The sequence below is a fragment of the Tardiphaga sp. genome (assembly GCF_028290785.1).
GTDB lineage: Bacteria > Pseudomonadota > Alphaproteobacteria > Rhizobiales > Xanthobacteraceae > Tardiphaga.
Genome location: NZ_JAQGJD010000064.1, coordinates 1 through 24,422, shown reverse-complemented (window position 1 = coordinate 24,422; position 24,422 = coordinate 1). Strand labels below are relative to the sequence as shown.

Here is a 24,422-nt window from a genome sequence, read left to right as displayed (position 1 = left end):
CGATGGTCGGCATCAGGGCGGCGCGGTTCTTCAGTGCCCAGCCGTAATACTGCACATTGGCGACTTCGAGCCGGTCGGCATCGAGATCGACCGCCATCTGGATGATGTCGGCAAGCTGGTGCAGGTTCTGCCGGTGCATCACCGCGTTCACCGTCAGCGGCATGTCGAGCTCGCGGGTCCAGCGCGCGACTTCGAGCTTCTTGGCATGGCCGTTCCTGTAGCCGCCGACGCGGTCGGCGACGACGGGTTCGTTTCCCTGGAAGCTGATCTGCACATGGCACAACCCGGCATCGGCCAGCGCCGCCAGTCTGTCGCGCGTCAGCAACACGGCTGAGGTAATCAGGTTGGAATACAGCCCGACATCGCTGGCGTGCTGCACCAGTTCGACGATGTCCTTGCGCGCGGTCGGCTCGCCGCCGGAGAAGTGGATTTGCAGTACGCCGATCTCGGCGAGTTCGGACAGCACCTTCTTCCACTCCGCGGTGGTCAGTTCGGCGCTGGAGCGCTCGAGCTCCACCGGATTGGAGCAATACGGGCATTGCAGCGGGCAGCGGTGTGTCAACTCGGCCAGCACCGCGAGAGGGATGCCGAAAGTCTCCGCGGTGGAGCGGGTCTTCTCCATGATCGCCAGACCGTCGGTCGGATCGGCTAACAACGGTTCAGCAAATACCGAATTGGCGTCGGTGAGCGTCGGGCTCATGCCGTCTTCTCCCGCGCTTGAGTCAAAAAGCCCTTGTCGGCGAGATCCTGCAGCATCGCGATCACATCGGTACCGATGTCGTCGCGCGGTGCAGCATATTTCGCCGCCAGCAGGTCGATGATGTCGGCGACGCTGCGCGCGCCGTCGCACAATTGCAAGATCTCAACCGCGATTTCGTCCGGCGCCAGCACGCGCTCCGGTGCCAGGATTACCCAGACCTGCCGGCTGTCGTCGAATTTCAGCCGGGCATGACGCGGCAGCACTGGCCGGCTGGCCTCTTCGACGCTCATGCGGCGGCTGCGCGGTTCGGTCATCGGTGGCCTCTAGCTCGCTGTGGGCACGAAGGCGCCCGGCGGCACATGGCCGTTCACATAGGCGTGGTACAGCGCGTCTAGCTGTACCCACAGCACGTTGGTCTTGAAGATCAGCGCATTGCAAACCGCCTCGCGCTCCGTCGGCGTGTTGGCGTGCTTCCTGACGTAGTCCAGCGCGAAGTTGGCATCGCGGGGCGCCTGGGTCAGGCGGCGGCTGAAATAGCTCATGATGTCCGGATTGACGAAGTCGTAATGCTTCAACATCCCGGCGATGCGCTCTTCGTGCAGGTTCGGCGCGAACAATTCGGTCAGCGAGGAAGCGATGGCTTCGAGCGGCGTCTTGTCGCGGACGAAGTGCACATAGGCGTCGACCGCAAAGCGCGTCGCCGGCAAAATGCCTTCGGCGGATTCCACGTAGGCGCTATCGAGCCCGAGCCCCTCGGTCAGCTTCAGCCAGCGCTCGATGCCGCCTTCGGTGCCGGGATCGCCGTCGTGGTCCTCAATGCGGTGCCGCCATTCCATCCGAATGTCGCGGTCGCGAAACCGCGAGATCACCACCGCATCCTTAATCGGAATCGTGCTCTGGTAGTAGTAGCGGTTCAGCGCCCAGGCCTGCACCTGTCCTCTGTTGAGTTTGCCGCCGTGCAGCAAAGCGTGGAACGGATGCAGGCTGTGATAGCGGGTTGCGCCGATGTGTCGCAGCGTCGCCTCGAGCTGTTCGGCGCTGTCGAGCGGCGTGGAAGAGACCAGCGAAAAGGCGGTGAGGGCGTTCACAGCGTGATCTCCATGCCGTCGTGAGGCATATGCCAGCCGGCTTCTTGCAACGCAGCACGCTCCGGCGAATCGTGCAGCAGTGCCGGGTTCGAATTGTTGATATGCAGAAAATATTTCCTGCCGATATCGGCGTCCGCCAGCATGGCGATGGCGCCGTCACTGCCGGACATCGAGAGGTGGCCCATCTGTTGCCCGGTCTTGTGCCCGAGGCCCGCCGCGATCAACTCCTCGTCGCGCCACACCGTGCCATCGAACAGTACCAGCGGCGCACCACGGAGGCGCGCTTTCAGCTCCGGCGTCACCCGCGCGCAGGCGGCGACAAAATAGAAATATTGGCCGGTCGCCTTATCCTCGATCCGCAGACCGAGCGTGTCGCCATCGGCATCCTCGCCCGCAGGATGCGTCTGGCCTTCGAGATACCACGCGCTCTTGCCGGGCACGACGAACGGCAGAATTGATACGCCCGATGGCTTTCCATCCGGCAGGGTCGGCTCAAAACTGTGATCGACGGCGATGGCTTCGCGGCGCACGTTTTTCTCGCTGAGCACGTTGAAAATGCTGTTGGCTTTGAGAATCGCAAGCACCCTCTGGTGCGCGTAAATCGTAAATGGCGAGCCCTCGCGCATCGACAAGAGCCCGGCGACGGCATCGACTTCCCCATTGGTCAGGATAACGCCGGCGATAGGCGTGTGGCGAAGTTGTCCGTATTTCGGATGAAGCGACGGCGTATCGATCAATTGCTGCCGCAACTCTGGCGCGGCGTTGACGAGGAACCAATGGTCGCCATTGACACTGAGCGCGATCGACGCCTGGCTGCTCTGCATGTCCGGCTGCTTGGTGCGCGCCGTGTCGCAAATTGGGCAACCGCAATTCCATTGCGGAACTCCACCGCCGGCCGCGGCTCCAAGAACGATCACACGCAACATGGCATCGCTCCTGAACCTAGCCTTTCGCCGTGTGGGGCGCCTGCAGATGATGCAAGCACCCCAATGGCTAGGTCTTACTGCGCGTGGTCTTACTTGCGTGCAGCGCAGGCGTACATGTTGATTTCCATGCCGACCGCAACTTCGACGATCTTAGGTGCTTTCCAGGCCATTTCGGGTCTCCCACTAATTGCAGCCACAACGCTGCTGGCGGTAACTCTAATCCCTGCCCAAAGGTTCGCCAACTGGTTCTTCAAAACAATATGTCAATTGAAGTGCACTGCAGCATAAAATCGCACGCAGCGTAAACCCTTTCATCGATTGCAACGACTGCGATCCCGCGACATATAGCGATCAGGGCGGCCGGCCGCTCGAAACGGTTCGGCCGCGAACACCAAAGCGTGATCGTCAGCCAAGCGAGATTCGGTACAGGGGAAAACCGTCATGCCACGCTATTTCTTCAATACCCGCCTGGGCGATGATCTTGTCGTCGATCCCGATGGCAAGCGGTTGCGCGATCCCGACGAGGCCTGGGAAACCGCGCGCGAGATGATTCAGCAGCTATTGAAAACCGAAGGCGCTCAGGCAGGATTGTTGACGGCGGCGCTGGAAGTCACGGACGAGGCCGGGGAGATCGTGCTCGAATTTCCGTTCAGCGAAGTTTTGATGGAGATGCCTGACATATCTTCAACCAGGCATTGACCGCGGCGCGTCTTGCTGTGTTCAGGCATCAAATGTTTTCGTTGTGCACTGGACAGAAAATACCACAAAGTAAATCAGGAGGTCGTGGGCGCCGCATCGTTGCGGTCGCTTAGAAAAGGCCCCTGCATCAGGAGGACTCCATGAAAATTGACGCGCCCGCACGGCAGGCTTTGCTTGCCGGGGCATTTCTCAGTGCCTTCACGCTTGCTGCCGCAGCGCAGCAGCCCGCTCCCGCCGCGCCGGCACCTGCTCCTGCCGCTGCGCCCGCGCTGCCGCCGGGCTCGCCGTTGATCGGCCGTCCGGATGGCGCCGCGGCTGCCAAGCTCGCGCCGGTGGCGCCGCCGCCGATCGCCGCCGCCGCAGACAAGCTGCCGGTCGCCAAGCTGAAACTGCCGCCCGGCTTCAACATCGAGGTCTATGCCGCGGGCATGGCCAATGCGCGCTCGCTGCGCGAGGGCGACAAGGGCACGGTGTTCGTAGGCTCCCGCCTCGTCGACAAGGTCTATGCCGTCGTCAACAAGGACGGCAAGCGTCAGGTCAAGGTGCTGGCCTCCGGCCTGTACCGGCCGAATGGCCTCGCCTTCAAGGATGGCACGCTTTACATCGCCGAACTCTCGAAGATCTCGAAGATCGAGAAGGTCGAGGACGTCCTCGACAACCCGCCGAAGCCGACGGTGATCTACGACGACCTGCCGAAGGACGAAGCGCACGGCTGGAAGTTCATCGGCATCGGCCCGGACAACAAGCTCTATGTTCCGGTCGGCCAGCCCGGCAACAGCGTGCTGCATGACGACGCCCACGGCCAGATCCGCCGCATGAATCTCGACGGCTCCGGCGCCGAAGTTGTGGTGCGTGGCATGCGCAACACGGTCGGCTTCGACTGGAATCCCGAAAACAAGCAGATGTACTTCACCGACAACGGCCGCGACTGGGTCTCGGAAACCGTGCCTGAGGACGAACTCAACCGCGTCAGCAAGGACGGCGAGAACTTCGGCGCGCCGTATTGTCTGCAGGGCAATATTCTCGATCCCGAATTCGGCTGGGGCAAGTCCTGCGCCGACTACACTGCGCCGATCGGCCTGCTCGGCGCTCATACCGCGGCGCTCGGCATGCGTTTCTACACCGGCAAGATGTTCCCGGCCGCCTACAAGAACGCGATCTTCATCGCGCGCCACGGCTCCTGGAACAAGTCGCAGAAGCTCGGTGGCGACGTGGTGGTAGCGAAGCTGAACAGGGATGGCACGGTGAAATCCATCGAGCCGTTCATCACCGGCTTCCTCAACGACAACACCTATTCGGGCCGTCCCGTCGATGTGCTGCCGATGAAAGACGGATCGTTGCTGGTGTCCGATGACTGGAACGGCGCGGTCTACCGCGTCACCTACGGCAAGCCGAAGGTGGCCGAAGGCAAGTAATCGCTCTCCACCTCTCCTTGCTTGCGGGGAGAGGTGGATTTTTCGCGACAAGCTCCCCGCGAGTCGTCCCCGCGAAAGCGGGGACCCATAACCCCCGGCCTCCCATATGACATCCAGGCTTCTCCGCCGCATATTCACAAGCATCCGCGTGTATAGGCTCCCGTTGTCGCGGGGACGGCCAGCTTTGCTGTTGGCGCTCTCCTTCATTGCAGCATCTCCGCTGTCCGCCGCCACGCTCGCCGAGCGCGCCGCGCCCTGTCTTGGTTGCCATGGCGAGAAGGGCACGTCGGAGATGGAAAACACGCCCTCGCTCGGCGCCCAGCAGCCGGCCTATGCACTGATCCAGTTGTTCATGTTTCGCGAGAAGTTGCGCATCTTCGATCCGATGAACGAGATGGCGAAGGACTTCACCGACGACGACCTGCGGATCTTCTCGGACTATCTGGCGACGCTGCCGAAGCCGGCGCCATTAGCGGACGCCGGCGATCCCACGCGGATGGCGAGCGCGCGTACGCTGACGCAGCAATTCCGCTGCGATTCCTGCCACAACGCTGACTTCTCCGGCCGCGACAATATCCCGCGCATTGCCAACCAGCGTGAAGATTACCTGGCCAAGACGCTGCGCGAATACAAGGACAACTCCCGCCACGGCTACGACGCCACCATGGCCGACGTGATGCAGCCGATCACCGAGGCGCAGATTGTCGAGCTCGCGTATTTTCTGGCAAGGGTGCGATAGACGGACGCTCCCGTTTCCCGGACGCGCCGCAGCGTGAAACGCTGCTGCGCAGATCCGGGATCCCGGTATTCTGTGCGGACCGGGACCCCGGCTCTGCGAAGCGATACTGCGTATCGCATCGCGTCCGGGGCACGAACACGAACCATGGCGCAGCGACGCTATCTGTCCCCATTGGCCTTCTCGCTCCCGCTGCGATAACAAGCGTCATCCATGGAGTGATGCATGAACGATCTCTGGCGTTTGTCGGCCGTTGACCTGGCGGCGTTGATTCGGGGCCGCAAGGTGTCGGCGAAGGAAGCAGCTTCGGCCGGCCTGGCGCGGTTGGACGCGGTCAATCCGGCCATCAATGCGGTGGTCGAGCATCACCCCGAAGACGTGATGGCGCAGGCTGCCGCGGTCGATGCCGCGATGGCGCGCGGCGACGAGGTCGGCCCGCTCGGCGGCGTGCCGGTCACCGTCAAGGTCAACATCGACTATGCCGGCTATGCCACCACCAACGGCCTCAACATCCAGCGCGACGTGCTGCCGACCAGCAACAGCCCGGTGATCGACAATCTGCGCAAGGCCGGCGCGGTGATCCTCGGCCGCACCAATTGCCCGGCGTTCTCCTATCGCTGGTTCACCACCAACCTGTTGTACGGCGACACCAAGAACCCGCGCGATCCCGCCCTCACGCCAGGCGGTTCGTCCGGCGGCGCGGCATCTTCCGTCGCCGCCGGCATCGGCCATATCGCCCACGGTACCGATATAGCCGGCTCGATCCGCTACCCAGCCTATGCCTGTGGCGTGCATGGCCTGCGCCCCACGCTGGGCCGCATCGCCGCCTATAATGCCGCGCTGCCGGAGCGCATCATCTCCGGTCAGATCACTGCGATGTCCGGCCCGCTGGCCCGCACCATCGGCGATATCCGGCTCGGTCTGCACGTCATGTCGCAACCGGACATGCGCGACCCCTGGTGGGTGCCGGCGCCGCTGGAGGGGCCGGCGATGCCGAAGCGCGCGGCCATGTGCCTGCGCCCGGACGGGCTGGAGATATCAGCCGACGTCGAAGCCGCCGTACGCGACGCCGGCAAGCGGCTGGAGGCGGCCGGCTGGACCGTCGAGGAGATCGACAACACCCCGGCGCTGCGTGAGGCCGCCGAACTGCAGACCACGATCTGGTTCGGCGATGGTTTTCAGGGGATGCTGGACGCCGCCGAGCGCGAGGGCGATCCCGGTGCGCTGGCCTGTTTGCGAGGCAATAAACGCAAGCTCGAAGGTTTCGAGAACGGCGGGTTGTCGCGGGCGCTGGTGCGCCGCTCCACTTTCGTGCGCGATTGGCAGATGTTTTTGCAGACCTATGCGGTGGTGCTGATGCCGGTCTCCGGCGAGCTGCCGTTCGAAGACAACCTCGACCTCAAGGACGACCAATCCTTCGAGCGCGTCTGGCGAGCGCAGATGCCGCAGATCGGTATTCCCTTCATGGGCCTGCCGGCCTTGTCGGTGGCCACCGGCCTGGTCGGTCGCGTGCCGACCGGCGTGCAGATTGTCGCCGGGCGCTACCGCGAGGACCTGTGTATGCTGGCGGGCGAGGCGATCGAGGCCGGCGGCACGCCGGTATCGCCGATCGATCCGGTCACAGCCTGATGGCAAGCATCTACGATTTCTCGGCCAGGACGCTGGCCGGCCACGACGTCTCCCTGAAGCAGTTCGAGGAGCAGGTGCTCTTGATCGTCAATACCGCTAGCGCCTGCGGATTCACGCCGCAATACAAGGGGCTGCAGCACATCCATGAAGAATACGCGCCGCGCGGCTTTGCGGTGCTGGGCTTTCCCTGCAACCAGTTCGGCGGCCAGGAGCCGGGTGATTCCCCGCAGATCGAAGCGTTCTGCGCGACCCACTACGAGGTCAGCTTCCTGATGTTCGAGAAGATCGACGTCAACGGAAGCCATGCCCATCCATTGTATAATTTCCTGAAATCTGAAAAGTCAGGGCTGCTGGGCTCGGCGATCAAATGGAATTTCACCAAGTTCCTGATCGACCGCGCTGGCCGGGTGGTCGCGCGGTATGCGCCGACCACCAAACCTGAATCGCTCAAAGACGAAATCGAGGCGCTGCTATGACCGACAATAACGACGCGACCACCGAATTGCCCGACCGGCTGTCCACCGATCCAAGCAGCCCGTTCTACAATGCGGAAGTGCTGCAGCAGGATGTCGGCATCCGATTCAAGGGCGTCGAGAAGACCAATGTCGAAGAATATTGCGTCAGCGAAGGCTGGGTCAAAGTCCCCGCCGGCGCCGCCAAGGACCGCTACGGCAACCCGCTGATGATCAAATTGAGCGGTCCGGTGGAGCCTTATTTCCGCCCCAAGACCTGACAACGCCGTGCGGGGGTCCTGCGGCCAAACTGCGGCAGCAAGCGGCAGGGCGCTGACTAGCAAAAAGGCGGCCCCCGCATAAATTTGAAGCTTAAAACAATTGCAGTTTCCCGCTATGGTTCGAAGGCGGGCAGGATGGACTCGACCGGGTCGTCGTGATTGCAATGCGTCCATGGCGGATGAAGGACCGGGAATGAAGGTGGTATCGCTGCGTTCCGACGTTCAGGCTGAACCGGCCGCGTTGCCCGGCGTCGCGCCCGCGATGGCGATGATCCACATCGATCACGTCTCGCAACGCTTCCAGACCTCCGGCCGGCAGAGCCATCTGGCGCTGTCGGATATCAATCTGACCATCGAGGACGGCGCTTTCGTCTCGATCCTCGGGCCCTCCGGCTGCGGAAAATCCACGCTGCTCTATATCGTCGGCGGCTTCGTGCAGCCGAGCGACGGCGCGGCGAAGGTCAAGGGCAAGGTGATCACCGGCCCCGGCCCGGATCGCGGTCCGGTGTTCCAGGAATTCGCGCTGTTTCCGTGGAAGAATGTGCTCGGCAACGTGATGTACGGTCTGCGTCAGCAGGGCGTGAAAAAAACCGACGCCGAAGCCAAGAGCCGCAAGCTGCTCGAGATGGTAGGCCTCAAGGGCTACGAGAACTTTTATCCAAAAGAACTGTCCGGCGGCATGAAGCAGCGTGTCGCGATCGCGCGCACGCTGGCCTACAATCCCGCGGTTCTCTTGATGGACGAGCCGTTCGGCGCACTCGATGCGCATACCCGCACGCGGCTGCAGAATGATCTCCTCACCATCTGGGAGCGCGACCGCAAGACCGTGCTGTTTGTCACGCACTCGGTGGAAGAGGCCGTGTTCCTGTCGGACAAGGTCGTGGTGATGACGCGCTCGCCGGGCAGCATCAAGGTCGTGGTCGATATCGACCTGCCGCGGCCGCGCAAGCGCGCCGAACTGCTGCTCGATCCGCGCTACCAGAAATACGTGGTCGATATCGAGAAGCTGATCGACGACACCGGCGAAGACGAGATCCACGCATGATCACGCCGGGCGCTGCGCTTTCGAAATCGGCGCCGCTGCTGGCCTGCATCGGGCTGTTGTGCGCCTGGCAGGTCGCGTCGCTGGCGCTGCAGACCGAAAGTTTCCCGACTGCGCTGGAAGCGATCCGCGCCGTTCCCTCGATCCTCGGCGACAAGGAATCGCTGGTCAATATCGGCGCCTCGATCCGCCGCATGGCGATTGGATTGAGCCTCGCGGTGCTGTTCGCGATTCCGCTCGGCCTCCTGATGGGCCGCATCAAGGGCGTGGCGTCGTTCTTCAATCCGCTGCTGATGATCATCTATCCGGTGCCGAAGGCCGCTCTTATGCCGATCATCATGCTGTGGATGGGCGTCGGTGACATGTCGAAGACGCTGGTGATCTTCCTCGGCGTCAGCCTGCCGATCATCTATCACTCGTTCCAGGGCGGCAAAGCGGTGGAAGAGAAGATGCTGTGGTCGGGCGCCGCGATGGGCCTGTCGGCGCCGCAGCGCATGCTCCGCATCGTGCTGCCGGCCGCGCTGCCGGAAATTCTCACGGGCTGCCGCACCGGGCTGGTGCTGGCGCTGATCACCATGGTGACGTCCGAGATGATCGCGCGGCAATCGGGTGCGGGCAACATTCTCTTTAACGCCCTCGACATGGCGCAGTACGATACGGTGTTTGCGATGATCATCATCATCGGCGCCATGGGCATCCTGTTCGATGCCGCCTTCGAGAAACTGCGCGGCTGGCTGGTGCGCTGGTCGAAGCCGCAGCACGACATGCCGCTGAGCTTCTCATGAACCCTGCGCTCAACAAGGTCCTGCTCGGCATCACCCCGATCGCGCTGTTCCTCGCGCTGTGGCAGTCGCTGATCACCTTCGGCTACGCGCCGGTGACGATGCTGCCGCCACCCGGCGCGGTATTCCTGCGGCTGGGCCAGCAACTGTTCACCAGCGACTTCCTGCACGAGATCGCCGCGACCCTGTTGCGGCTGTTCGCCGGCTTCGGCATCGCGGTGGTGCTCGGCGTGATCATCGGCCTTGCCGCCGCGGTCAGCCCGGCGATCAACGCGGTGGTGAAGCCGCTGGTGCGGGTGATGGCGCCGATCCCCAAGGTGGCGCTGTATCCGGCGCTGCTGCTGATCCTCGGCTTCGACCACGCCTCGAAGATCACGTTGGTTGCCGCGGACGCGCTGTTTCCGATTTTGCTGTCGACCTATTACGGCGCGTCGATGGTCGAGCAGAAGCTGATCTGGTCGGCGATGGCCGCAGGGACGCCGCGCGCGCAGATCCTGTTCAAGGTGGTGTTGCCGGCGGCGATGCCCTCGATCCTCACCGGCTGCCGCATCGGCCTGGTGATCTCCTGCATCGTGGTGTTTCTGGCCGAGATGATCACCTCGACAGACGGCCTCGGCCACATGCTGGTGCAGGCCGCGCGCACCTTCCAGACCGTGGATATGTTCGTGCCGCTGATCACGATCTCGATGCTCGGGCTGATCCTGAACAGCCTGCTGCATGGGCTGCGGACGTATTTGCTCAGGGGATTTCCGGAAGTTTAGTTCCCTTCCTTCTCCTCTTGTGGGAGAAGGTGCCTCCGCGAAGCGGAGGCGGATGAGGGGGTCTCTGGGCTCGGAGCGCGTGGCTACCCCTCACCCGTCCGCGCTACGCGCGGCCACCCTCTCCCACCTAGCGAAGCTTCGCTTCGCGCGGGGGAGAGGGAAGAAAGAAGCGCCGGCGCCCGCTTTACGCGAACCCGTACAGCCTCACCGCGTTCTCGACCATAATCTTCTTCCGCGTCGCCGCATCCGGCGCCCAGACGGCGAGCTGGTTGAGCAGCCGGCCATCGTCGATTTGCAGCAGCGGCGTGAGGTCGGTGGGCTTCTTGCCCGGCGGGGTCACCGAATCCGGGTGCGGCCAGTCGGTGCCCCAGACGATGCGATCGGGATTGGCCGATATCAGCGTTTTCGCCAACGGCACGACATCGCTGTAGTCGGGACCGAGCGTGGAGGCGCGGTAGGCGCCAGAAATCTTCACATAGGCCTTGCCGGATTTCACCAGCTCGACCAGGTCGGCGAAGCCCGGCTGCTCGACGCCGAGCGCGGCCTGGGCGCCGCCGAAATGATCGAACACCAGCGGCACCGGCGACGTCGCCGCCAGATCCTTGATGGCGGGGATCACCGGAAGGTTAGTGTAAATCTGCAGGTGCCAGCCGCGCGCCTTGATCCGGTCGATCGCCGACTGCACGCGCTGCCGCGCGATCGATGGATCGTTGGTGCCGGCGGTGGCGAGGTTGACGCGAATGCCGCGAATGCCGGCAGCGTGCATGGCGTCAAGGTCGCTCTCGGTGGTCTTGTCGTCGATCACCGCGACGCCGCGGGCGTCAGGGCCGCGAGCCTTGATGCCGAACAGTGTCGCTGAGTTATCGGTGCCGTACACGCTCGGCGTGACGATCACCACGCGCTGGATGCCGAGCGCCTTGTGCAGCGCTACCATTTCTTCCGGCGAGGCGGATTCCGGCGTGTAGACCCGGCCCGCGAACATCGGGAATTTCTCCGGGTCGCCGTGGATGTGAGTGTGGCAATCGACGGCGCCGGCGGGCACTTCGAAGTTGACTTGGGTGCCGGGCTGCGAGGGTTTTGCCAAAGCGGATTTTCGGGTGAGCATGACGGCGGCAGCAGCCGAGGTCAGCAAGACATGACGGCGTGTCAGCATGGGATCCTCCGGTTTGCGTCACCACTTGTCTGTGGTGAACTTTATTGACAGGCAAGGTGACGTGTTTGGCGGGGGCGTGCAAGATGGCGGATGTGCTGCGGTGCGGGGAGATACTGTGACCGCTCGACGAAAAACGCGGTGTCGTCCCGGACAAGCGAGCGCAGCGAACGCAGATCCGGGACCCATACCCTCCGAGTTCGTGGTTTAAGTTGGCTGCTGCCACCGATCATCGATGGGACGGAGGCTATGGGTCCCGGCTTGCGCTCGCAAGCTCGCTTGCCGGGACGACATGGCGACTGGCTTCGCACTCCTACCTGATCGCGACCGGGTTGATCATGCTCTGCACGCCACCCTTGAAGCGCGGCTGGCCGAGCACGAACAGGAACTCGTAGCCCTTGTCTTTCGCCAGTTCGGCGGTGTCCATGTTTTCGAGGATGTAGGTCCCGTTCATCGCCAGCAAAATCTGGTGGATTTCGAACACGTTCTTGGCCTCGAACGGCACCGCCTCGACGCCCCAGGTATCGGCGCCGACGGCGACCACGCCCTTGCCGGTGAGGTACTTCGCGCCTTCGACGCCGAGGCCCGGTTCGCCGGCATTGTAGCGCTTGTCGTCCTTACCGATCAGGCCGAGCCAGCCGGTGTGAAACAGTACCACGTCGCCCTGGCGGATCTCGACGCCCTGCGCCTTGGCCGCCTCCTCGATCTCCTTGACGTTGAAGGCGGTGCCTTCCTTGACCACGTCGGTCTTGTAGTAGGCCGCCATGTCGAGCAGCACGCCGCGGGTCACCAGCGGCGGCACCTTGTCGATGCCGAGTTTCTTCAGGCCGGTGGCATCGCCAAAATCAGCGACCTTGTTGCCGTTGTAGTAGACGTGGTTGACGCCGAGATGGCCGAGACCGTCCATCTGGCTGCCAACGCCGACCCAGCCGTTGATCATGTCGTCATTGTAGGTGGCGTTATTGGGACCGAGGCCCGAATTGCCGGCCTGGCCGGGCTGCACCACGGTGATCTTGAAACCGCGCGGCGGATAGGCCGGGGTCTCGGAACTGACGGGGATGCCCAGCGCATAGGTCTTGCCGGTCTTGACGAGCTGCGCGGCCGACTTCACCAGCTCGGGCGTCATGTAGTTGGCGGCGCCGATCTCGTCGTTCGGGCCCCATTTCGATTTGGTCCAGTCCTGCGCGTGGGCAGGCGATGCAACGGCAAGCAGCGAAACGGCACAGCCGAGCAGACAGGCTTTCAGCATGTTCGGTCCTCCCTTGTGATGCCGGTGTTTCCCGGCTGGGCATAAGGATACCAGCGGAAGGAAAAATAAGGGAGGGGGCGATCGCGTGAGGCGCGCTCTTTCTTCCCTCTCCCCTTGTGGGAGAGGGTGGCTTCGCGCAGCGAAGACGGGTGAGGGGTAGCCACAAGCTCCGAGCCTAGTGACCCCTCATCCGGCGCGGACTTCGTCCGCGCCACCTTCTCCCACAAGGGGAGAAGGAAGGACGAAAGAAATCAGCCCAGTCGCATGTCCAGCAGCCGGCGACCGCCTTCAACCTTAAGCAGCTTTTTCACGGCGCTGGAGGCGGCGATCTCGTAGTGGTCGGCATAGGCCTCGTGGTTCTTCTCGATGTCGTCGAGGCGGTATAGGTAGTTCACCATCAGGCCAGCGGATTCGCGCAGGCCTTTGGGCGAAAGGTCGCCGAGCCAGTCGATGCGTTCCAGCCGGGCGCCGTTGCCGAGGTGGAAGCGGGCGACGGAATCCACCGGGCCGCCGCGCGGCGTCTTCGCCTTCAGGAAATAATGCGCGGCCAGCGGCTCGACCACGGCGCGGAGCTGCGCCGCCAGCGCGGCGTCGTTGATCCAGTCGGGAGTGTCGAGATGCGCCAGCAATGCGCGCTCGTCTTCGGTGACCGGCAGGTCCGGCGCGCGCTGCAGCCACTTCATGAAGCCGGGCACCGGCGACAGCGTGACGAAGGTGTCGAGCTTGAGCAGTTCGCGGCGCAGTTCTTCGACCACCTGCTTGATCAGAAAATTGCCGAACGAAATGCCGCCGAGGCCGCGCTGGCAATTCGAGATCGAATAAAACACCGCGGTGCGGGCGCGTTCGATCGCCACTGGCTGACGGTCTTCGGCGAGCAGCGGCGCGATGGCGCCGGGAATGGTCTCGGTCAGTGCCACCTCGACGAAGATCAGGGGCTCGTCGACCAGCGCCGGATGGAAGAACGCGTAGCAGCGCCGATCAGCGGGATCGATGCGGCGGCGCAAATCGTCCCAGTCGTGGATCTCGTGCACGGCTTCGTACTTGATGACTTTTTCGAGAATGATGGCGGGTGTCGACCAGTCGATTCGGCGCAGCACCAGAAACCCCCTGTTGAACCATGATGCCAAGAGATGCACGACGTCGCGATCGACGGCGGCGAGATCCTTGTTGGCCTTTGTCAGGTCGAGCAGATCGGCGCGCATCCTGACGAGTTCGTGGGTGGCGCCGGGCGCGCGGTTGAGCCGGCGAAACAGTTCCTGCCGCTGCGGCTCGGATGCGAAATGCAAGTCGGCGGCGCCGTCGCCGGTCGGCTTGGCGCGCCAGGCCGCGATGGCCTTTTCCAGCCTGTCGCTGTCGGGGCCGTATTTCTGCGCCAGCGCCTCGAAGAAGGTGAGGCGGCCGGCCTCATCCAACTGGTGGTAGCGATCCAGCACGCCACGCGCGATGGCGGTGCCCGAGGCTTCGCCACGGCCGGACAGCAACTCGCCGCACAGCTCTATCAGGTCGGACGTGTTCTGTCTGGCGTCGATCGATGCCGGCCCCAGCCGCAGCAAGGTACGGCCGCGTTCCGAGATGGAAGCGAGGAGGTCGGAGAAGAAGTCGTTGCTCATGGTCAATCAATTCCCGGCTGGCAGCCTATCCAGTCGCGGACAATATAGGGCATCGCCGGAATTTGTGCGCGGCGATTTGCGGCATGACTCAATCGTGAGCGCGACGATTTTGCGACAAATTTCATCAGGAAGGGACGGGCCCCGGATCTGCGCGGTCGTAACAGCCGTAGGGTGGGCAAAGCGAAGCGTGCCCACGTCTAGGACACCAGGTTAGACGTCAAGAAAACGCGTGGGCACGGCGCAAGCGCGCCTTTGCCCACCCTACGCGCTACGGTGTTAGTCGCCGCTTGCGTCGCTGGTCAGGCGGCTGTCGATCAACAGATCCAGCGCATATTTGATGGTGGCGCGCTGGTCGTCGCTGAACTGCTTCAGCAGTTCCGCCTCGTGCGCCATCGCGGCGGCCTGCACCGGCTTGACGCGGGCGCGGCCCTTCGCCGTGAGGTGCAGCGTGACGCGGCGGCGGTCGTTCGACGCGCTCTGGCGCTTCAACAGCCCGTCGCGCTCCATGCGGTCCAAGACCTTGGTGAGACCGGGCTGCTTCATCAGCGCCATCGCGGCGAGTTCGCCGACGGACAGTCCCTCGACATCCATCAGGCAGGCCAGCACCCGCCATTCCGGCACGGTCAGATCCCAATCCTTCAGGGTGGCGTGGAATTCGCCGGAGACGTTGAAGCTCGCGCGCGCCAGCAGATACGACAGGTAGTTGCGCGCAAAACTGTTGCTCGCCAAAGGCGGCGCGCGGCGCAGCGCGTTGTCGATGCGGCGCAGCTCGCCGGAGTGAAACACCAGCGGATCGTGGTTGCGCTCGACAAAGCGCACGACTTCGCCGACCAGAATGGTGTGATCGCCGCCGGGATAACGCGCCCAGGTCTTGCATTCGAAAATCGGGGCGAGACCGTCGATCAGCGGCGCGCCAGTGACGCCGGGCGCATGCTGGATGCCGGCGAACTTGTCGGAGCCGCGCCGGCCGAACCGCATCGCCAGCTCGCCATGATCGGCGCCGAGAAAATGGATCGCGAAGGCGTCGGCCTCGACGAACGGATCGTGGCTTGGCGACGACTTGGCCACGCTCCACAGCACCAGCGGCGGATCGAGCGAAACCGACGAAAACGAATTCGCGGTCATGCCGACGGGGTGATCGCCTTGGGTTGCGGTGACCACCGTGACGCCGGTGGGAAACTGGCCCAGCGCCTGGCGGAACGGCACCGGGCTGACCGCCTGAGGGGCATCCGCGACCTTGTCATCCGCCATGGCACCTACCTGCTTTGTCATCGTCGGCCGCTGCCCGAAAAAGCCGCGCCGCGCTGTGCTTTAACATTAAAAATATTCCTTTTCATGTAACACGAGCGCCCGTATCATCCAACGATAATCGCTTTAAACACCGGAGAAACCGCATGCTGGCAGATCGCATCGAGGCGAAATGGATCGACGCATTCTGCGAGATTTTCGAGCGCTGCGCGGTGAAGCCCGGTGATACGGCCGCGATCCTCTCCGAGACGCAGTCGCGCGCGCTCAACGTTCACATCGCCGAACTGGCGCTGCTGCGGATGGGCGCGCGGCCGTTTCATGTGATTGTACCGACGCCGCGCAACAAGCAGATCGTGGCGGTGCGCTCGACCGGCGCGAGCGAGGCGATCGGGCAGCTCGGCCCGGTGGTATCGGCGCTGCAGCAGGCCGGCTTCGTGGTCGATTGCACCATCGAGGGCCTGATGCACGCCAAGGAGACGCCGGAGATATTGAAGTCCGGCGCGCGCATTCTGGTGATCTCCAACGAACACCCGGAAGCGCTGGAGCGCATGGTGCCGGACTCCGCACTGGAGAAGCGCGTCCGTGCCGCCGCCAAGATGCTGCGCGGGACCAAGCGCATGAAGGTCACCTCGGCGGCGGGCTCGGACCTCGACGTCAACATGGAAGGCGCGGCAACCGTCGGCGTGTGGGGCTGGACCGACAAGCCGGGCACGCTGGCGCACTGGCCGGGTGGCATCGTGGTGAGTTTCCCGAAGAGCGGCACCATCAACGGCACGCTGGTGATGGACGCAGGCGATATCAACCTGACCTTCAAGCGCTACCTGACCTCGCCGATACGCATGACGTTGAAGGACGACTACGTGGTCGATCTGCAGGGGCAGGGGGCCGACGCCGAGATGATGAAGCGCTACCTGGCGGCCTGGGGCGACAAGGAAGCCTACGCCGTGTCGCATGTCGGCTGGGGCATGAACCCCAACGCGCGCTACGAGTCGCTGGCGATGTACGACCAGCGCGACACCAACGGCACCGAGATCCGCGCCGTGGCAGGAAATTTCCTGTTCTCGACGGGGGCCAATGAATTCGCCGGGCGTTACACGGCCGGGCATTTCGACCTGCCGGTGATGAATACGACGATCGAACTCGACGGCGTGGCGGTGATCAAGGCCGGCGTGCTGCAGGATGTGTTCGGGTGAGGCCGAGTCTCCCGTAGCCCGGATGGAGCGAAGCGAAATCCGGGAAAACCGCGAATGGTTAGGACGCCGGCCCCGGATTTCGCTTCGCTCATCCGGGCTACGGACTACAGCACCGGCGGCTTCGCCAGTGCAAAGTGCCGCAGCAGATCCACGAACGCCGCGAGCCGCTGTTCGCGGTAGGCGGCGACATCCATCCCGGCGTAATCGAGAAAACCTTCGCCGGTGCGCAATCCGACTTTGCCTTCTTCCATGTTGCGGCCGATGATCTCTGGCGCGGCGTAGCGATCGCTTTGCAAAGCGCCGGTGAGATACTGGCTGGCGTAGTGCAAAATGTCGCCGCCGCCCCAGTCGATGAATTCCAAGAGGCCGAGTACGGCGAAGCGGAAACCGAAGCCGTATTTGATCGCCTTGTCGATGTCTTCGGCAGAGGCGACGCCTTCCTCGACCATGCGCGCGGCCTCGTTCATGGCGAGCACCTGGATGCGCGGCACGATGTAGCCGGGCGTGGCGGCGCAGACCACCGGCACCTTGCCGATGCCTTCTAGCAGCGCCTTCACGCGCGCGGTGATCGCGGGATCGGTCTTCACGCCCGGCGACAATTCGACCAGCGGCACCAGATAGGCCGGGTTGAGCCAGTGCGCGTTGAGAAAGCGCTCAGGATGCTCGACCGCGCCCGAAATGTGATCGACCAGAATTGTCGAGGTGGTGGAGGCGATGATCGGCGTGGGGCCGGCGAGTTGCGAGGCGCGCTTCAGCGCATCGCGCTTCTGGTCGAGCACTTCCGGCACGCCTTCGAAGATGATCGTCGCACCCGACAAGGCTGCACCGGCGCCGGCTTCCGGCACCACGCTGACGCGGGCCATCAGCGTCTCGATATTTTCGGGCGTGAGCAGGCCGAAGCGCGACATGGATGCAAAGGTCTTGCGGATTTCGTCCAGCGCGTCGGCTTGCAATACCGCGAACTTGCCGGCGTCGCGCGGCTTGAAATCGACGATGGCGACGGGGTGGCCGGCATAGGCAAAGGCCACCGCGATGCCGCGGCCCATGCGTCCGGCGCCGAGGCAGGCGATGGTTTCGCGCGCGCTCACGACGAAAAGCCTTCGCGCAGCAGCTTGATCAGGCCGTCGCGGTCCAGATCGCCGAAGCCGAGCAGCGCGAGCGTGCGGCCGCCCTGCAGGAAGTTCTCGCCGCAAATGGCGCCGCCGATCGCGAGGAACGCCTTCATCAGCGGCGTCTCGACTCCGGCCAGCGTGGCGCAGGACAGGAAGAACGACAGGCCGGTGCGCAGGTCTTCGCGCATGTAGCGGTGCTCGCGCAGCACGATGTGTTCGCGCCAGTCGCCGGAATCGGTAAGGCGGTCATGCGAGCCGCGGCCATACATCCACTCGTCGCCTTCCTTGGCATAGTGATCCGCCAGCGGGAAATGCGAGCCGCCATAGCCGAACGCTTCGCGGATCGCGATGCGTTCGGCATCCAGCGCGTCGGTGACGCGGCGGATTGCGGCTTGCGTGCCCTCCTTGTGGATGTCCCAGGTCTCGAAATGCTCCAACGGCCCGGCATTCATCACGATCAGCGGCGGATGGATGATCGGGCCGGCATTCATCAGCGCGCCGGACAGCGCATCGCCACACGGCTCGATGACGCCGGGGAAGGCCCTGTCGATCACCTTGCAGGCGTAATCGGACAGCGCGAGCGGAAACGCGCCGGTCGGCAGCCGCTTGGCGCGGATGGTGATGGACACCTCGAACGGCCCGTGCTTGCGCGCCAGCCAGGGCAGGGTGCCGGTCTCTGCGAAGGCGACACGGGCGTGGTTGCCGGCTTCATGCGCGGCTTTCGCAAAAATCATCGAGCCGAAGGTCGCCGGCGGCAGATACACCACCTGGCCGTCCCGGAGGTGCGGTGCGATCTGCTTGGCGATGTCGGGCTGCGCGAAGGCCGGCGTCGGACACAGGATCAGCTCGACGTCGCGGACCGCTTCGGCGATGTCGGTGGTGACCAGCGTGAGCTGGGTGTCGTGGGTGCCCTGCGCATTCTTAACCTGAATGCGCGAACCGGCGGCCTTGTGTGCGGCCACGGCGTCGGCGTCACGGCGCCAGAGACGCACATCGTGGCCTTGCAAAGCGAAGTCGCCTGCCGCCGCGAACGAACCGTTGCCGCCGCCCAGAACTGCTATTTTCATCGCTCGTCCTCTGATAATTTGGCCGTAGGGTGGGTTGAGCCCTTGTGAAACCCACCGGCAAACGGTGGTGGGTTTCGCAAGGGCTCAACCCACCCTACGAACGAGTGTCTTGCTTCAACTTGAAATGCTGCACCTTGCCGAGCGCGGTGCGCGGCAGGTCGGTGACGAAGACGATGTCGCGCGGCACCTTGTAGCGGGCGAGCTGGGTCAGCACGTGGGCGCGCAAGGCGTCGGCGGTGCAGTCGCAGTCCGGCCGCAAGATGACGTAGGCGACCGGCACTTCCTGCCATTTCGGGTCGGGCAGGCCGACCACGCCGACCTCGGCGACATCGGGATGCTCCAGCAGCACGCGCTCGACTTCCGCGGGATAGATGTTCTCGCCGCCGGAGATGATCATGTTCTTCTTGCGGTCGTGGACCCAGAAGTAGCCGTCGGTGTCGCGCGTGCCGATATCGCCGGTGCGATACCAGCCGTCGTGCAGCGCCTCGCGGGTGGCGCTCTCGTTGCCCCAGTATTCGAAGAACACGTTGGGGCCGCGGATCGCGATCTCGCCGGCTTGGCCTGCCGGCAGTTCGGCGCCATTGTCGTCGATGATGGCGGCCTCGCAGCACAGGCCGGGCAGGCCGGTCGACCCGGTTCGCGTGAGATCACCGCCGAGCCTGGTATAGACCGAGATCGGGCAGGTCTCGGTGGAGCCATAGACCTGCAGCACCGGAATGTTTCGGGCGGTGAGCCGCGCGATCACATGCGGCGGCACGATCTGCGAGCCGGTGGAGACGGCCTTGAGGCAGCTGAGGTCGGCCGCGGCCCAGGAAGGGTGCTCGCTCATGGCCTGGATGATGGCGGGCACCCACACGGTGAGCGTCGGGCGGTCTTTGGCGATGGCGGCAAAAGTGGAGTCCGGCGTGAAGCGGGCGTGGATGGTGACGGTGGCGCCATGATGCAGCGCCGGCGTGGTCTGGATGTTGAGGCCGCCGACGTGGAAGAACGGCAGCACGGTGAGCACGTGGTCGTCGGAGGTCAGGCCATGCATGTGCTGGCTCATCACGCCGTTCCACAGCAGCGCCTCCTGGCGCAGTACGGCGCCCTTGGGGCGGCCGGTGGTGCCGGACGTGTAGACGATCAACAGCGGGCAGGCGAGGTCGGTATGCGGATTGCGGCCGTCGCCCGACGCCTTCGCCAGCAGCGCGTCGAAGGTCTGGCCGGGGGCCGGCGGCGCGAAGTCGAGCGCGACGACGCGGGTGTCGGGCAGCTCTTTCGCTAGCGACGGCAGGATGTCGGCAAAGCCTTTCTCCAGCACCAGCACTTTTACCGACGCGTCGGACAGGATGAACAGTTGCTCGGCCACTGCGAGGCGCCAGTTCAGCGGCACCAGCAGGGCGCCGAGCCGGGCGCAGGCGTAGAGCAGCACCAGATAGTCCGGCCGGTTCAGGCTGAGAATCGCGACGCGGTCGCCACGCCCGACGCCGCATTCGGATTTCAGTGCTTTGGCGGTGGTTTCGATGCGGGCGTCGAACGCGGCATAGCCGAGCGTGGCGCCCTCGAAATAGATCGCGGGCTTGTCCGGCGTGAACGCCGCGTTGCGGGCGATGAGATCAGAGAGATCCACGATGGGTATCCGGTCTGGTGTTAGTCTTGTTTCCCGGACGCGCTGCGGCATTCGTATGCCGCTGCGCAGATCCGGAATCCCGGTTTCTTTCGTAGCCACCGGGACCCCGGATCTGCAGCGCACCACGCTGCAAGAGCAGCGCGCTGCGCAGCGTCCGGGGAACGGTGAACATGACGTTTGTCGTTTTTACTCGTCCTTCTCGCCCTGCTCGTACAGCGCTTCGCGGCCGATGCGGTCGAGGCACAGCTCCGCCGTCCACGGCAGCATCAAAGCGCCGCAGCGGCTGTCGCGGTAGATGCGCTCCAGCGGCAGCGACTTCAGCATAGCCTGGCCGCCGCAGGTGCGGATCGCCAGCGTCGCGATCTCGTTGGCGCCTTCCATCACGGAATACTGCGCGGCGTAAGCGCGCAGCACCTGCTCTTTCGTCGGATTGGCGCAGGCTTCGGTGATCGCTTGGAACCAGATGCCCTTGATCTGCTCCAGCTTGATCTGCATCTGCGCCACCGCAATCTGCTTGGTCGGATACATCCGGCGTTTTACCGGCGGCGTGCCCGGCACCTCGCCGCGCAGATACTTCACGGTGAAATCATAGGCCGCCTGCGCGAGACCGACATAGGTCGGCGACAGCGTCAGGAACATGTGCGGCCAGCGCATCGCGGCCTGGAAGTACACGCCGCGCGGCATCAAGGCCGCATCGAACGGCACGAACACGTCCTTGAAGATCAGCGTGCGCGAGACCGTGCCGCGCATGCCCAAGGGATCCCAGTCGCCGACTACGGAGACGCCGGGTGCATCGGCGGGCAGCGCCAGATACAGCGTGTTGCGGCGCGAGGCTTTTTCACCCTCGGCGATCTCGGTGCACAGTACGCCGTAATAATTCGCGTGGCCGGAGAGCGAGGCAAAGATTTTCTTGCCGTTGACCAGCCAGCCACTATCGACCGGCTTGGCTTCGGTGCCGAACGCCACGCCGCCGGCGGCAGCCGCGCCGCCTTCGGAGAACGGTTGCGAATAGATCGCGCCGTCTTCGACGATGCGCTTGTAGTGGATGGCGCGGCGGCGCTCCTGGTCGGCGCGGGTGGGCTCGTCCATCTCGAGGTCGTCGGCGAGCGGGCCGGACCACAAGGTCGAGCAGACGTGCATGTTCCAGGTCAGCGCGGTGGCGCCGCAATAGCGGCCGATCTCGGCGGCGGTCATCGCATAGGTCTGGTAGTCGGCGCCGAGGCCGCCATGGACTTTCGGGATCGCGATGCCGAGCAGGCCGGCCTGGTGCAGGTCCTTGTAGTTCTCGGCCGGGAAGATCGCTTCCCTGTCCCACTTCGAGGCGCGGCCGGCGAACACGCTCTGCCCAAGCGTGCGCGCCCGGGTCATGATCTCGGCCTGCTCGTCGGTCAACCCGTAGGCCTTGGGATCGAAGATCGGCTTGTCGAGCACGATGGCGTCGAGATCGAGTGCTTTGGCGATGGGCATGGTCATGAGGAGGACCCCGAAAGATTGTGGCTGGTGGAGAGGAAGTCGGCGAGCACTTCGTTGAATTCGGCGGGCCGTTCCATGTTGGCGAGGTGACCGACGCCCTCGAGCTCGACATAGGTCGAGCCCTTCACGAAGGTCGCCATCTTGGCCATGGTCTTGGCCGGCGCATTGTTGTCCTTCGAGCCGGACAGCAGCAGCGTGGGCACCTTGATGTCGGCGATGTTCTTGCGCAGGTCGAAACCGATCATCGCCTGCATGGAGGAGCGATAGGTTTCCGGCTTGACCGACGCCATGCAATCGCGCGCCAGTGCGATACCTTCGGCGCTGGGCGCGTCGCCGATCAGGTCCTGCACCAGCTTCGGCGCCATCGACACCATAGTCTCGCCGCGGTCGAGCGGGCCGACGCGGCTATCGATGAAATTCCTCTGCCACTCGCCGTCGGAGCTGCCGAACGCCGAGGTGGTCTGCGCGAGCACCGCGGCGCCAGCGAGATCGGGATAGCTCACCAGAAACTGCTGCACGATCATGCCGCCGATGGAATGGCCGACCAGCACCGGCTTGACGGCACCGAGCTGGGCCAGGAAATCCTTCAGCGCGTCGGCGAGCGTGGGGATGCTGGTGACCGGCAGTGGCTGCGAGCCGCCGTAGCCGGGCATGTCCCAAGCGATGGCGTGATAGCGATTGCCGAAGGCGTCGAGCTGGGCGCGCCAGCCGCGCGCGGCGCCACCGATGCCGTGGAGAAATACCAGTGGCGTTCTAGTCGCATCGCCCGCGGCCTCATAGCCGAAGCGGCCGTCCTTTGTCGTCATGGCTGCAGAGTCAGGCACGGCGCATCTCCCTTGTGGGGTGGAACGGCGCCGATCCTAGCAGGATGAAATTATATGAAAAGCGATAGTTTTAGACTTAAAAGGGTAGTGGGTGCCTGTTTGGCGGGCAGGCGTCCTTCGTGTCCCGGACGCGGTGCGGCATTCTTGATGCCGCTCCGCAGATCCGGGATCTACCGTGTTAGCTGTCAAGCTGCATTTGCGCTTTTCCATGGTTGGCCGGACCTGAGAACGGCATTGGCGAACACGACGAGCCGTCTCAGGATGGCGATCAGGGCCAATTTTGGCGGTTTGCCTTTGGCGATGAGGCGGTCGTAGAAGGGGCGGAGCACCGGGTTGTGTTTGCTGGCGCAGACGGCGGCCATGTAGAGGATGCTGCGCACGGCGGCGCGCCCGCCGTGGATGCGTGCGGGGGCGATCATGGTGCCGCTTCTGCGCACGAACGGGGCGACGCCGATGAGCGCCGCGGCCGCCTTGTTGTCGACCCGGCCGAGTTCGGGAACCGAAGCCAGGAAGACCAGCGCGGACTTCGGGCCAATGCCCTTGATGGTTTTGAGCAAACGCTGGTCGCGCTGCAGGTCGAGGCGCTGACGCACCAGAGCCAACATCATCCGGTGGACCTGCTTGTCTTCGGCTCGCAGCGTCTCGAGATGAGTCAATATCGCCTGGCGGAGTTCGGCCATCCGCACCGTCCCGAGCCTGCAGGTCTCGGCATGGATCATGTGTTTGAGCTGGTCGCGGCGGCTTGCGAGTTCGGAAAGGGCCTCGCGGATATCATCTGCCGGCAGTTCGACGTGACTGGCCTTGCGACCGCGCACCTCGTCGGGGGCGGCCGCATAGGACGCGAGCAGCCGGGCATCCGAGGTATCGGACTTGGCCTTGACGCCGACCAGCTTGCGGTAAGCCGCAACGCGCGTCGTGTGGGCGATCTCGACGGGGAGCTGCGCCTGACGCAACGCCTTCACCAGCGCCTTCTCATACCCGCCGGTCGGCTCCACCACGATGCGGGTCACGGGTGGCCCCGACCGCAGCCGCTCGACCAGCGCGGCAATGCCATCGGGGCTATTGGCGTAATGGGCACTACCGCCCCGATGCCATGCGACGTCGAGACCCGCACCACCAACGTCGATGCCGACGAAGGTATTGTCCGACAAATGAGGGAGTGTCATGTTTGCTCCTGCCTTGTTCGAGAGGCAGGGCCGGCTCCTGGATCGTCAAACGTGCGGCCAGCACTTGCTACCGTCCGGGTGTCCGGCCCTTCGATCAAACGAGGCGGGGTGCGAGATCCCGACGGCCGCCAACGACCTTCCCGTAATCCCGTAACGCCCGCCCCGGCCGGCACCATCCTAACCGACGCACGCAGACTTACGATCCCGGTT

The 24,422-nt window shown here is 64.2% G+C and carries 25 protein-coding genes; 10 read left to right on the top strand and 15 right to left on the bottom strand.

Annotation, left to right across the window (positions count from 1 at the left end; translation table 11 throughout):
• From JWR89_RS03690 to pqqA, 5 genes are all read right to left on the bottom strand, one after another.
• The coding region (locus tag JWR89_RS03690; RefSeq protein ID WP_299711929.1) for a radical SAM protein at positions 1-700 on the bottom strand (700 nt) is incomplete at its 3' end.
• Entirely contained in the window at positions 697-1,014 is a 318-nt protein-coding gene (gene pqqD / locus JWR89_RS03685; protein ID WP_299711927.1) for a pyrroloquinoline quinone biosynthesis peptide chaperone PqqD, read from the bottom strand. The genes pqqD and JWR89_RS03690, both read right to left, overlap by 4 nt.
• A 9-nt stretch (positions 1,015-1,023) precedes the next feature.
• Positions 1,024-1,788 (bottom strand): pyrroloquinoline-quinone synthase PqqC, encoded by a 765-nt coding sequence (gene pqqC / locus JWR89_RS03680; RefSeq protein WP_299711926.1) that lies wholly within the window; start codon positions 1,786-1,788, stop codon positions 1,024-1,026.
• The gene (pqqB, locus tag JWR89_RS03675) at positions 1,785-2,714 is read right to left on the bottom strand and encodes a pyrroloquinoline quinone biosynthesis protein PqqB (protein ID WP_299711924.1); all 930 of its coding nucleotides are present in this window, start codon (positions 2,712-2,714) and stop codon (positions 1,785-1,787) included. The genes pqqC and pqqB overlap by 4 nt, the downstream gene beginning before the upstream one ends.
• Positions 2,715-2,803: 89 nt before the next feature.
• Positions 2,804-2,884, bottom strand: coding sequence for a pyrroloquinoline quinone precursor peptide PqqA (pqqA, locus tag JWR89_RS03670; RefSeq protein ID WP_089267584.1), 81 nt, complete (start codon positions 2,882-2,884; stop codon positions 2,804-2,806).
• Between the two features lie 271 nt (positions 2,885-3,155).
• Here pqqA and JWR89_RS03665 point away from each other — a divergent pair, with 271 nt between their 5' ends.
• From JWR89_RS03665 to JWR89_RS03625, 9 genes are all read left to right on the top strand, one after another.
• Positions 3,156-3,413: a hypothetical protein gene (locus JWR89_RS03665; RefSeq protein ID WP_299711922.1), complete on the top strand. Its 258-nt coding sequence runs from the start codon at positions 3,156-3,158 to the stop codon at positions 3,411-3,413.
• A gap of 140 nt (positions 3,414-3,553) precedes the next feature.
• Positions 3,554-4,828 carry a PQQ-dependent sugar dehydrogenase gene (locus tag JWR89_RS03660; protein WP_299711921.1) on the top strand — a complete coding sequence of 425 codons (1,275 nt, stop codon included), beginning with the start codon at positions 3,554-3,556 and terminating at the stop codon, positions 4,826-4,828.
• Positions 4,829-5,012: 184 nt separating this feature from the next.
• Complete coding sequence (locus JWR89_RS03655; protein ID WP_299711920.1) at positions 5,013-5,567, top strand: cytochrome C; 555 nt, start codon at positions 5,013-5,015, stop codon at positions 5,565-5,567.
• 222 nt (positions 5,568-5,789) lie between these two features.
• Positions 5,790-7,193 carry an amidase family protein gene (locus JWR89_RS03650; protein ID WP_299711918.1) on the top strand — a complete coding sequence of 468 codons (1,404 nt, stop codon included), beginning with the start codon at positions 5,790-5,792 and terminating at the stop codon, positions 7,191-7,193.
• Positions 7,193-7,669, top strand: coding sequence for a glutathione peroxidase (locus JWR89_RS03645; protein WP_299711916.1), 477 nt, complete (start codon positions 7,193-7,195; stop codon positions 7,667-7,669). Before JWR89_RS03650 ends, JWR89_RS03645 begins: the two co-directional genes overlap by 1 nt.
• Positions 7,666-7,926 (top strand): DUF3297 family protein, encoded by a 261-nt coding sequence (locus tag JWR89_RS03640; RefSeq protein ID WP_299711914.1) that lies wholly within the window; start codon positions 7,666-7,668, stop codon positions 7,924-7,926. The genes JWR89_RS03645 and JWR89_RS03640 overlap by 4 nt, the downstream gene beginning before the upstream one ends.
• A 262-nt stretch (positions 7,927-8,188) precedes the next feature.
• Entirely contained in the window at positions 8,189-8,971 is a 783-nt protein-coding gene (locus tag JWR89_RS03635) for an ABC transporter ATP-binding protein (protein ID WP_299711931.1), read from the top strand.
• Positions 8,968-9,753 carry an ABC transporter permease subunit gene (locus JWR89_RS03630; protein ID WP_299711899.1) on the top strand — a complete coding sequence of 262 codons (786 nt, stop codon included), beginning with the start codon at positions 8,968-8,970 and terminating at the stop codon, positions 9,751-9,753. Before JWR89_RS03635 ends, JWR89_RS03630 begins: the two co-directional genes overlap by 4 nt.
• Positions 9,750-10,511 carry an ABC transporter permease gene (locus tag JWR89_RS03625; RefSeq protein WP_299711897.1) on the top strand — a complete coding sequence of 254 codons (762 nt, stop codon included), beginning with the start codon at positions 9,750-9,752 and terminating at the stop codon, positions 10,509-10,511. The genes JWR89_RS03630 and JWR89_RS03625 overlap by 4 nt, the downstream gene beginning before the upstream one ends.
• A gap of 184 nt (positions 10,512-10,695) precedes the next feature.
• On the opposite strand, the gene JWR89_RS03620 is transcribed toward JWR89_RS03625, so the two are convergent.
• The 4 genes from JWR89_RS03620 to JWR89_RS03605 all read right to left on the bottom strand — a co-directional run bounded on the left by JWR89_RS03620 (position 10,696) and on the right by JWR89_RS03605 (position 15,792).
• Positions 10,696-11,664 (bottom strand): amidohydrolase family protein, encoded by a 969-nt coding sequence (locus tag JWR89_RS03620; protein ID WP_299711895.1) that lies wholly within the window; start codon positions 11,662-11,664, stop codon positions 10,696-10,698.
• Positions 11,665-11,974: 310 nt separating this feature from the next.
• A complete protein-coding gene (locus tag JWR89_RS03615; RefSeq protein WP_299711893.1) occupies positions 11,975-12,910 on the bottom strand; it encodes a cyclase family protein in 936 nt (311 codons plus the stop codon).
• Between the two features lie 251 nt (positions 12,911-13,161).
• The gene (locus JWR89_RS03610) at positions 13,162-14,520 is read right to left on the bottom strand and encodes a malonyl-CoA decarboxylase (protein ID WP_299711891.1); all 1,359 of its coding nucleotides are present in this window, start codon (positions 14,518-14,520) and stop codon (positions 13,162-13,164) included.
• Between the two features lie 276 nt (positions 14,521-14,796).
• Positions 14,797-15,792, bottom strand: coding sequence for a flavin reductase (locus JWR89_RS03605; protein WP_299711890.1), 996 nt, complete (start codon positions 15,790-15,792; stop codon positions 14,797-14,799).
• Between the two features lie 122 nt (positions 15,793-15,914).
• On the opposite strand from JWR89_RS03605, the gene JWR89_RS03600 reads away from it, so the two are divergent.
• A complete protein-coding gene (locus JWR89_RS03600) occupies positions 15,915-16,961 on the top strand; it encodes a peptidase M29 (protein ID WP_299711888.1) in 1,047 nt (348 codons plus the stop codon).
• A gap of 104 nt (positions 16,962-17,065) precedes the next feature.
• On the opposite strand, the gene JWR89_RS03595 is transcribed toward JWR89_RS03600, so the two are convergent.
• The 6 genes from JWR89_RS03595 to JWR89_RS03570 form a co-directional block, all read right to left on the bottom strand.
• Positions 17,066-18,049, bottom strand: coding sequence for a 3-hydroxybutyryl-CoA dehydrogenase (locus JWR89_RS03595; protein WP_299711886.1), 984 nt, complete (start codon positions 18,047-18,049; stop codon positions 17,066-17,068).
• The gene (locus JWR89_RS03590) at positions 18,046-19,140 is read right to left on the bottom strand and encodes an NAD/NADP-dependent octopine/nopaline dehydrogenase family protein (RefSeq protein WP_299711884.1); all 1,095 of its coding nucleotides are present in this window, start codon (positions 19,138-19,140) and stop codon (positions 18,046-18,048) included. Before JWR89_RS03590 ends, JWR89_RS03595 begins: the two co-directional genes overlap by 4 nt.
• Positions 19,141-19,234: 94 nt before the next feature.
• On the bottom strand, positions 19,235-20,749 hold the full coding sequence (locus JWR89_RS03585; RefSeq protein ID WP_299711882.1) for a long-chain-fatty-acid--CoA ligase: 1,515 nt from the start codon (positions 20,747-20,749) through the stop codon (positions 19,235-19,237).
• A 186-nt stretch (positions 20,750-20,935) separates the two neighbouring features.
• Entirely contained in the window at positions 20,936-22,222 is a 1,287-nt protein-coding gene (locus tag JWR89_RS03580) for an acyl-CoA dehydrogenase family protein (protein WP_299711880.1), read from the bottom strand.
• The gene (locus JWR89_RS03575) at positions 22,219-23,046 is read right to left on the bottom strand and encodes an alpha/beta hydrolase (RefSeq protein WP_299711878.1); all 828 of its coding nucleotides are present in this window, start codon (positions 23,044-23,046) and stop codon (positions 22,219-22,221) included. Before JWR89_RS03575 ends, JWR89_RS03580 begins: the two co-directional genes overlap by 4 nt.
• A 185-nt stretch (positions 23,047-23,231) precedes the next feature.
• Positions 23,232-24,212 carry an IS110 family transposase gene (locus JWR89_RS03570; protein WP_299711876.1) on the bottom strand — a complete coding sequence of 327 codons (981 nt, stop codon included), beginning with the start codon at positions 24,210-24,212 and terminating at the stop codon, positions 23,232-23,234.
• Positions 24,213-24,422 lie beyond the last annotated feature (210 nt).

Coding starts and splice junctions, on each gene's coding strand:
- pqqD (WP_299711927.1), bottom strand. CDS start 1,014: ATGACCGAACCGCGCAGCCGCCGCATGAGCGTCGAAGAGGCCAGCCGG.
- pqqB (WP_299711924.1), bottom strand. CDS start 2,714: ATGTTGCGTGTGATCGTTCTTGGAGCCGCGGCCGGCGGTGGAGTTCCG.
- pqqA (WP_089267584.1), bottom strand. CDS start 2,884: ATGGCCTGGAAAGCACCTAAGATCGTCGAAGTTGCGGTCGGCATGGAA.
- JWR89_RS03665 (WP_299711922.1), top strand. CDS start 3,156: ATGCCACGCTATTTCTTCAATACCCGCCTGGGCGATGATCTTGTCGTC.
- JWR89_RS03660 (WP_299711921.1), top strand. CDS start 3,554: ATGAAAATTGACGCGCCCGCACGGCAGGCTTTGCTTGCCGGGGCATTT.
- JWR89_RS03650 (WP_299711918.1), top strand. CDS start 5,790: ATGAACGATCTCTGGCGTTTGTCGGCCGTTGACCTGGCGGCGTTGATT.
- JWR89_RS03645 (WP_299711916.1), top strand. CDS start 7,193: ATGGCAAGCATCTACGATTTCTCGGCCAGGACGCTGGCCGGCCACGAC.
- JWR89_RS03640 (WP_299711914.1), top strand. CDS start 7,666: ATGACCGACAATAACGACGCGACCACCGAATTGCCCGACCGGCTGTCC.
- JWR89_RS03635 (WP_299711931.1), top strand. CDS start 8,189: ATGGCGATGATCCACATCGATCACGTCTCGCAACGCTTCCAGACCTCC.
- JWR89_RS03630 (WP_299711899.1), top strand. CDS start 8,968: ATGATCACGCCGGGCGCTGCGCTTTCGAAATCGGCGCCGCTGCTGGCC.
- JWR89_RS03625 (WP_299711897.1), top strand. CDS start 9,750: ATGAACCCTGCGCTCAACAAGGTCCTGCTCGGCATCACCCCGATCGCG.
- JWR89_RS03620 (WP_299711895.1), bottom strand. CDS start 11,664: ATGCTGACACGCCGTCATGTCTTGCTGACCTCGGCTGCTGCCGCCGTC.
- JWR89_RS03615 (WP_299711893.1), bottom strand. CDS start 12,910: ATGCTGAAAGCCTGTCTGCTCGGCTGTGCCGTTTCGCTGCTTGCCGTT.
- JWR89_RS03610 (WP_299711891.1), bottom strand. CDS start 14,520: ATGAGCAACGACTTCTTCTCCGACCTCCTCGCTTCCATCTCGGAACGC.
- JWR89_RS03605 (WP_299711890.1), bottom strand. CDS start 15,792: ATGACAAAGCAGGTAGGTGCCATGGCGGATGACAAGGTCGCGGATGCC.
- JWR89_RS03600 (WP_299711888.1), top strand. CDS start 15,915: ATGCTGGCAGATCGCATCGAGGCGAAATGGATCGACGCATTCTGCGAG.
- JWR89_RS03590 (WP_299711884.1), bottom strand. CDS start 19,140: ATGAAAATAGCAGTTCTGGGCGGCGGCAACGGTTCGTTCGCGGCGGCA.
- JWR89_RS03580 (WP_299711880.1), bottom strand. CDS start 22,222: ATGACCATGCCCATCGCCAAAGCACTCGATCTCGACGCCATCGTGCTC.
- JWR89_RS03570 (WP_299711876.1), bottom strand. CDS start 24,212: ATGACACTCCCTCATTTGTCGGACAATACCTTCGTCGGCATCGACGTT.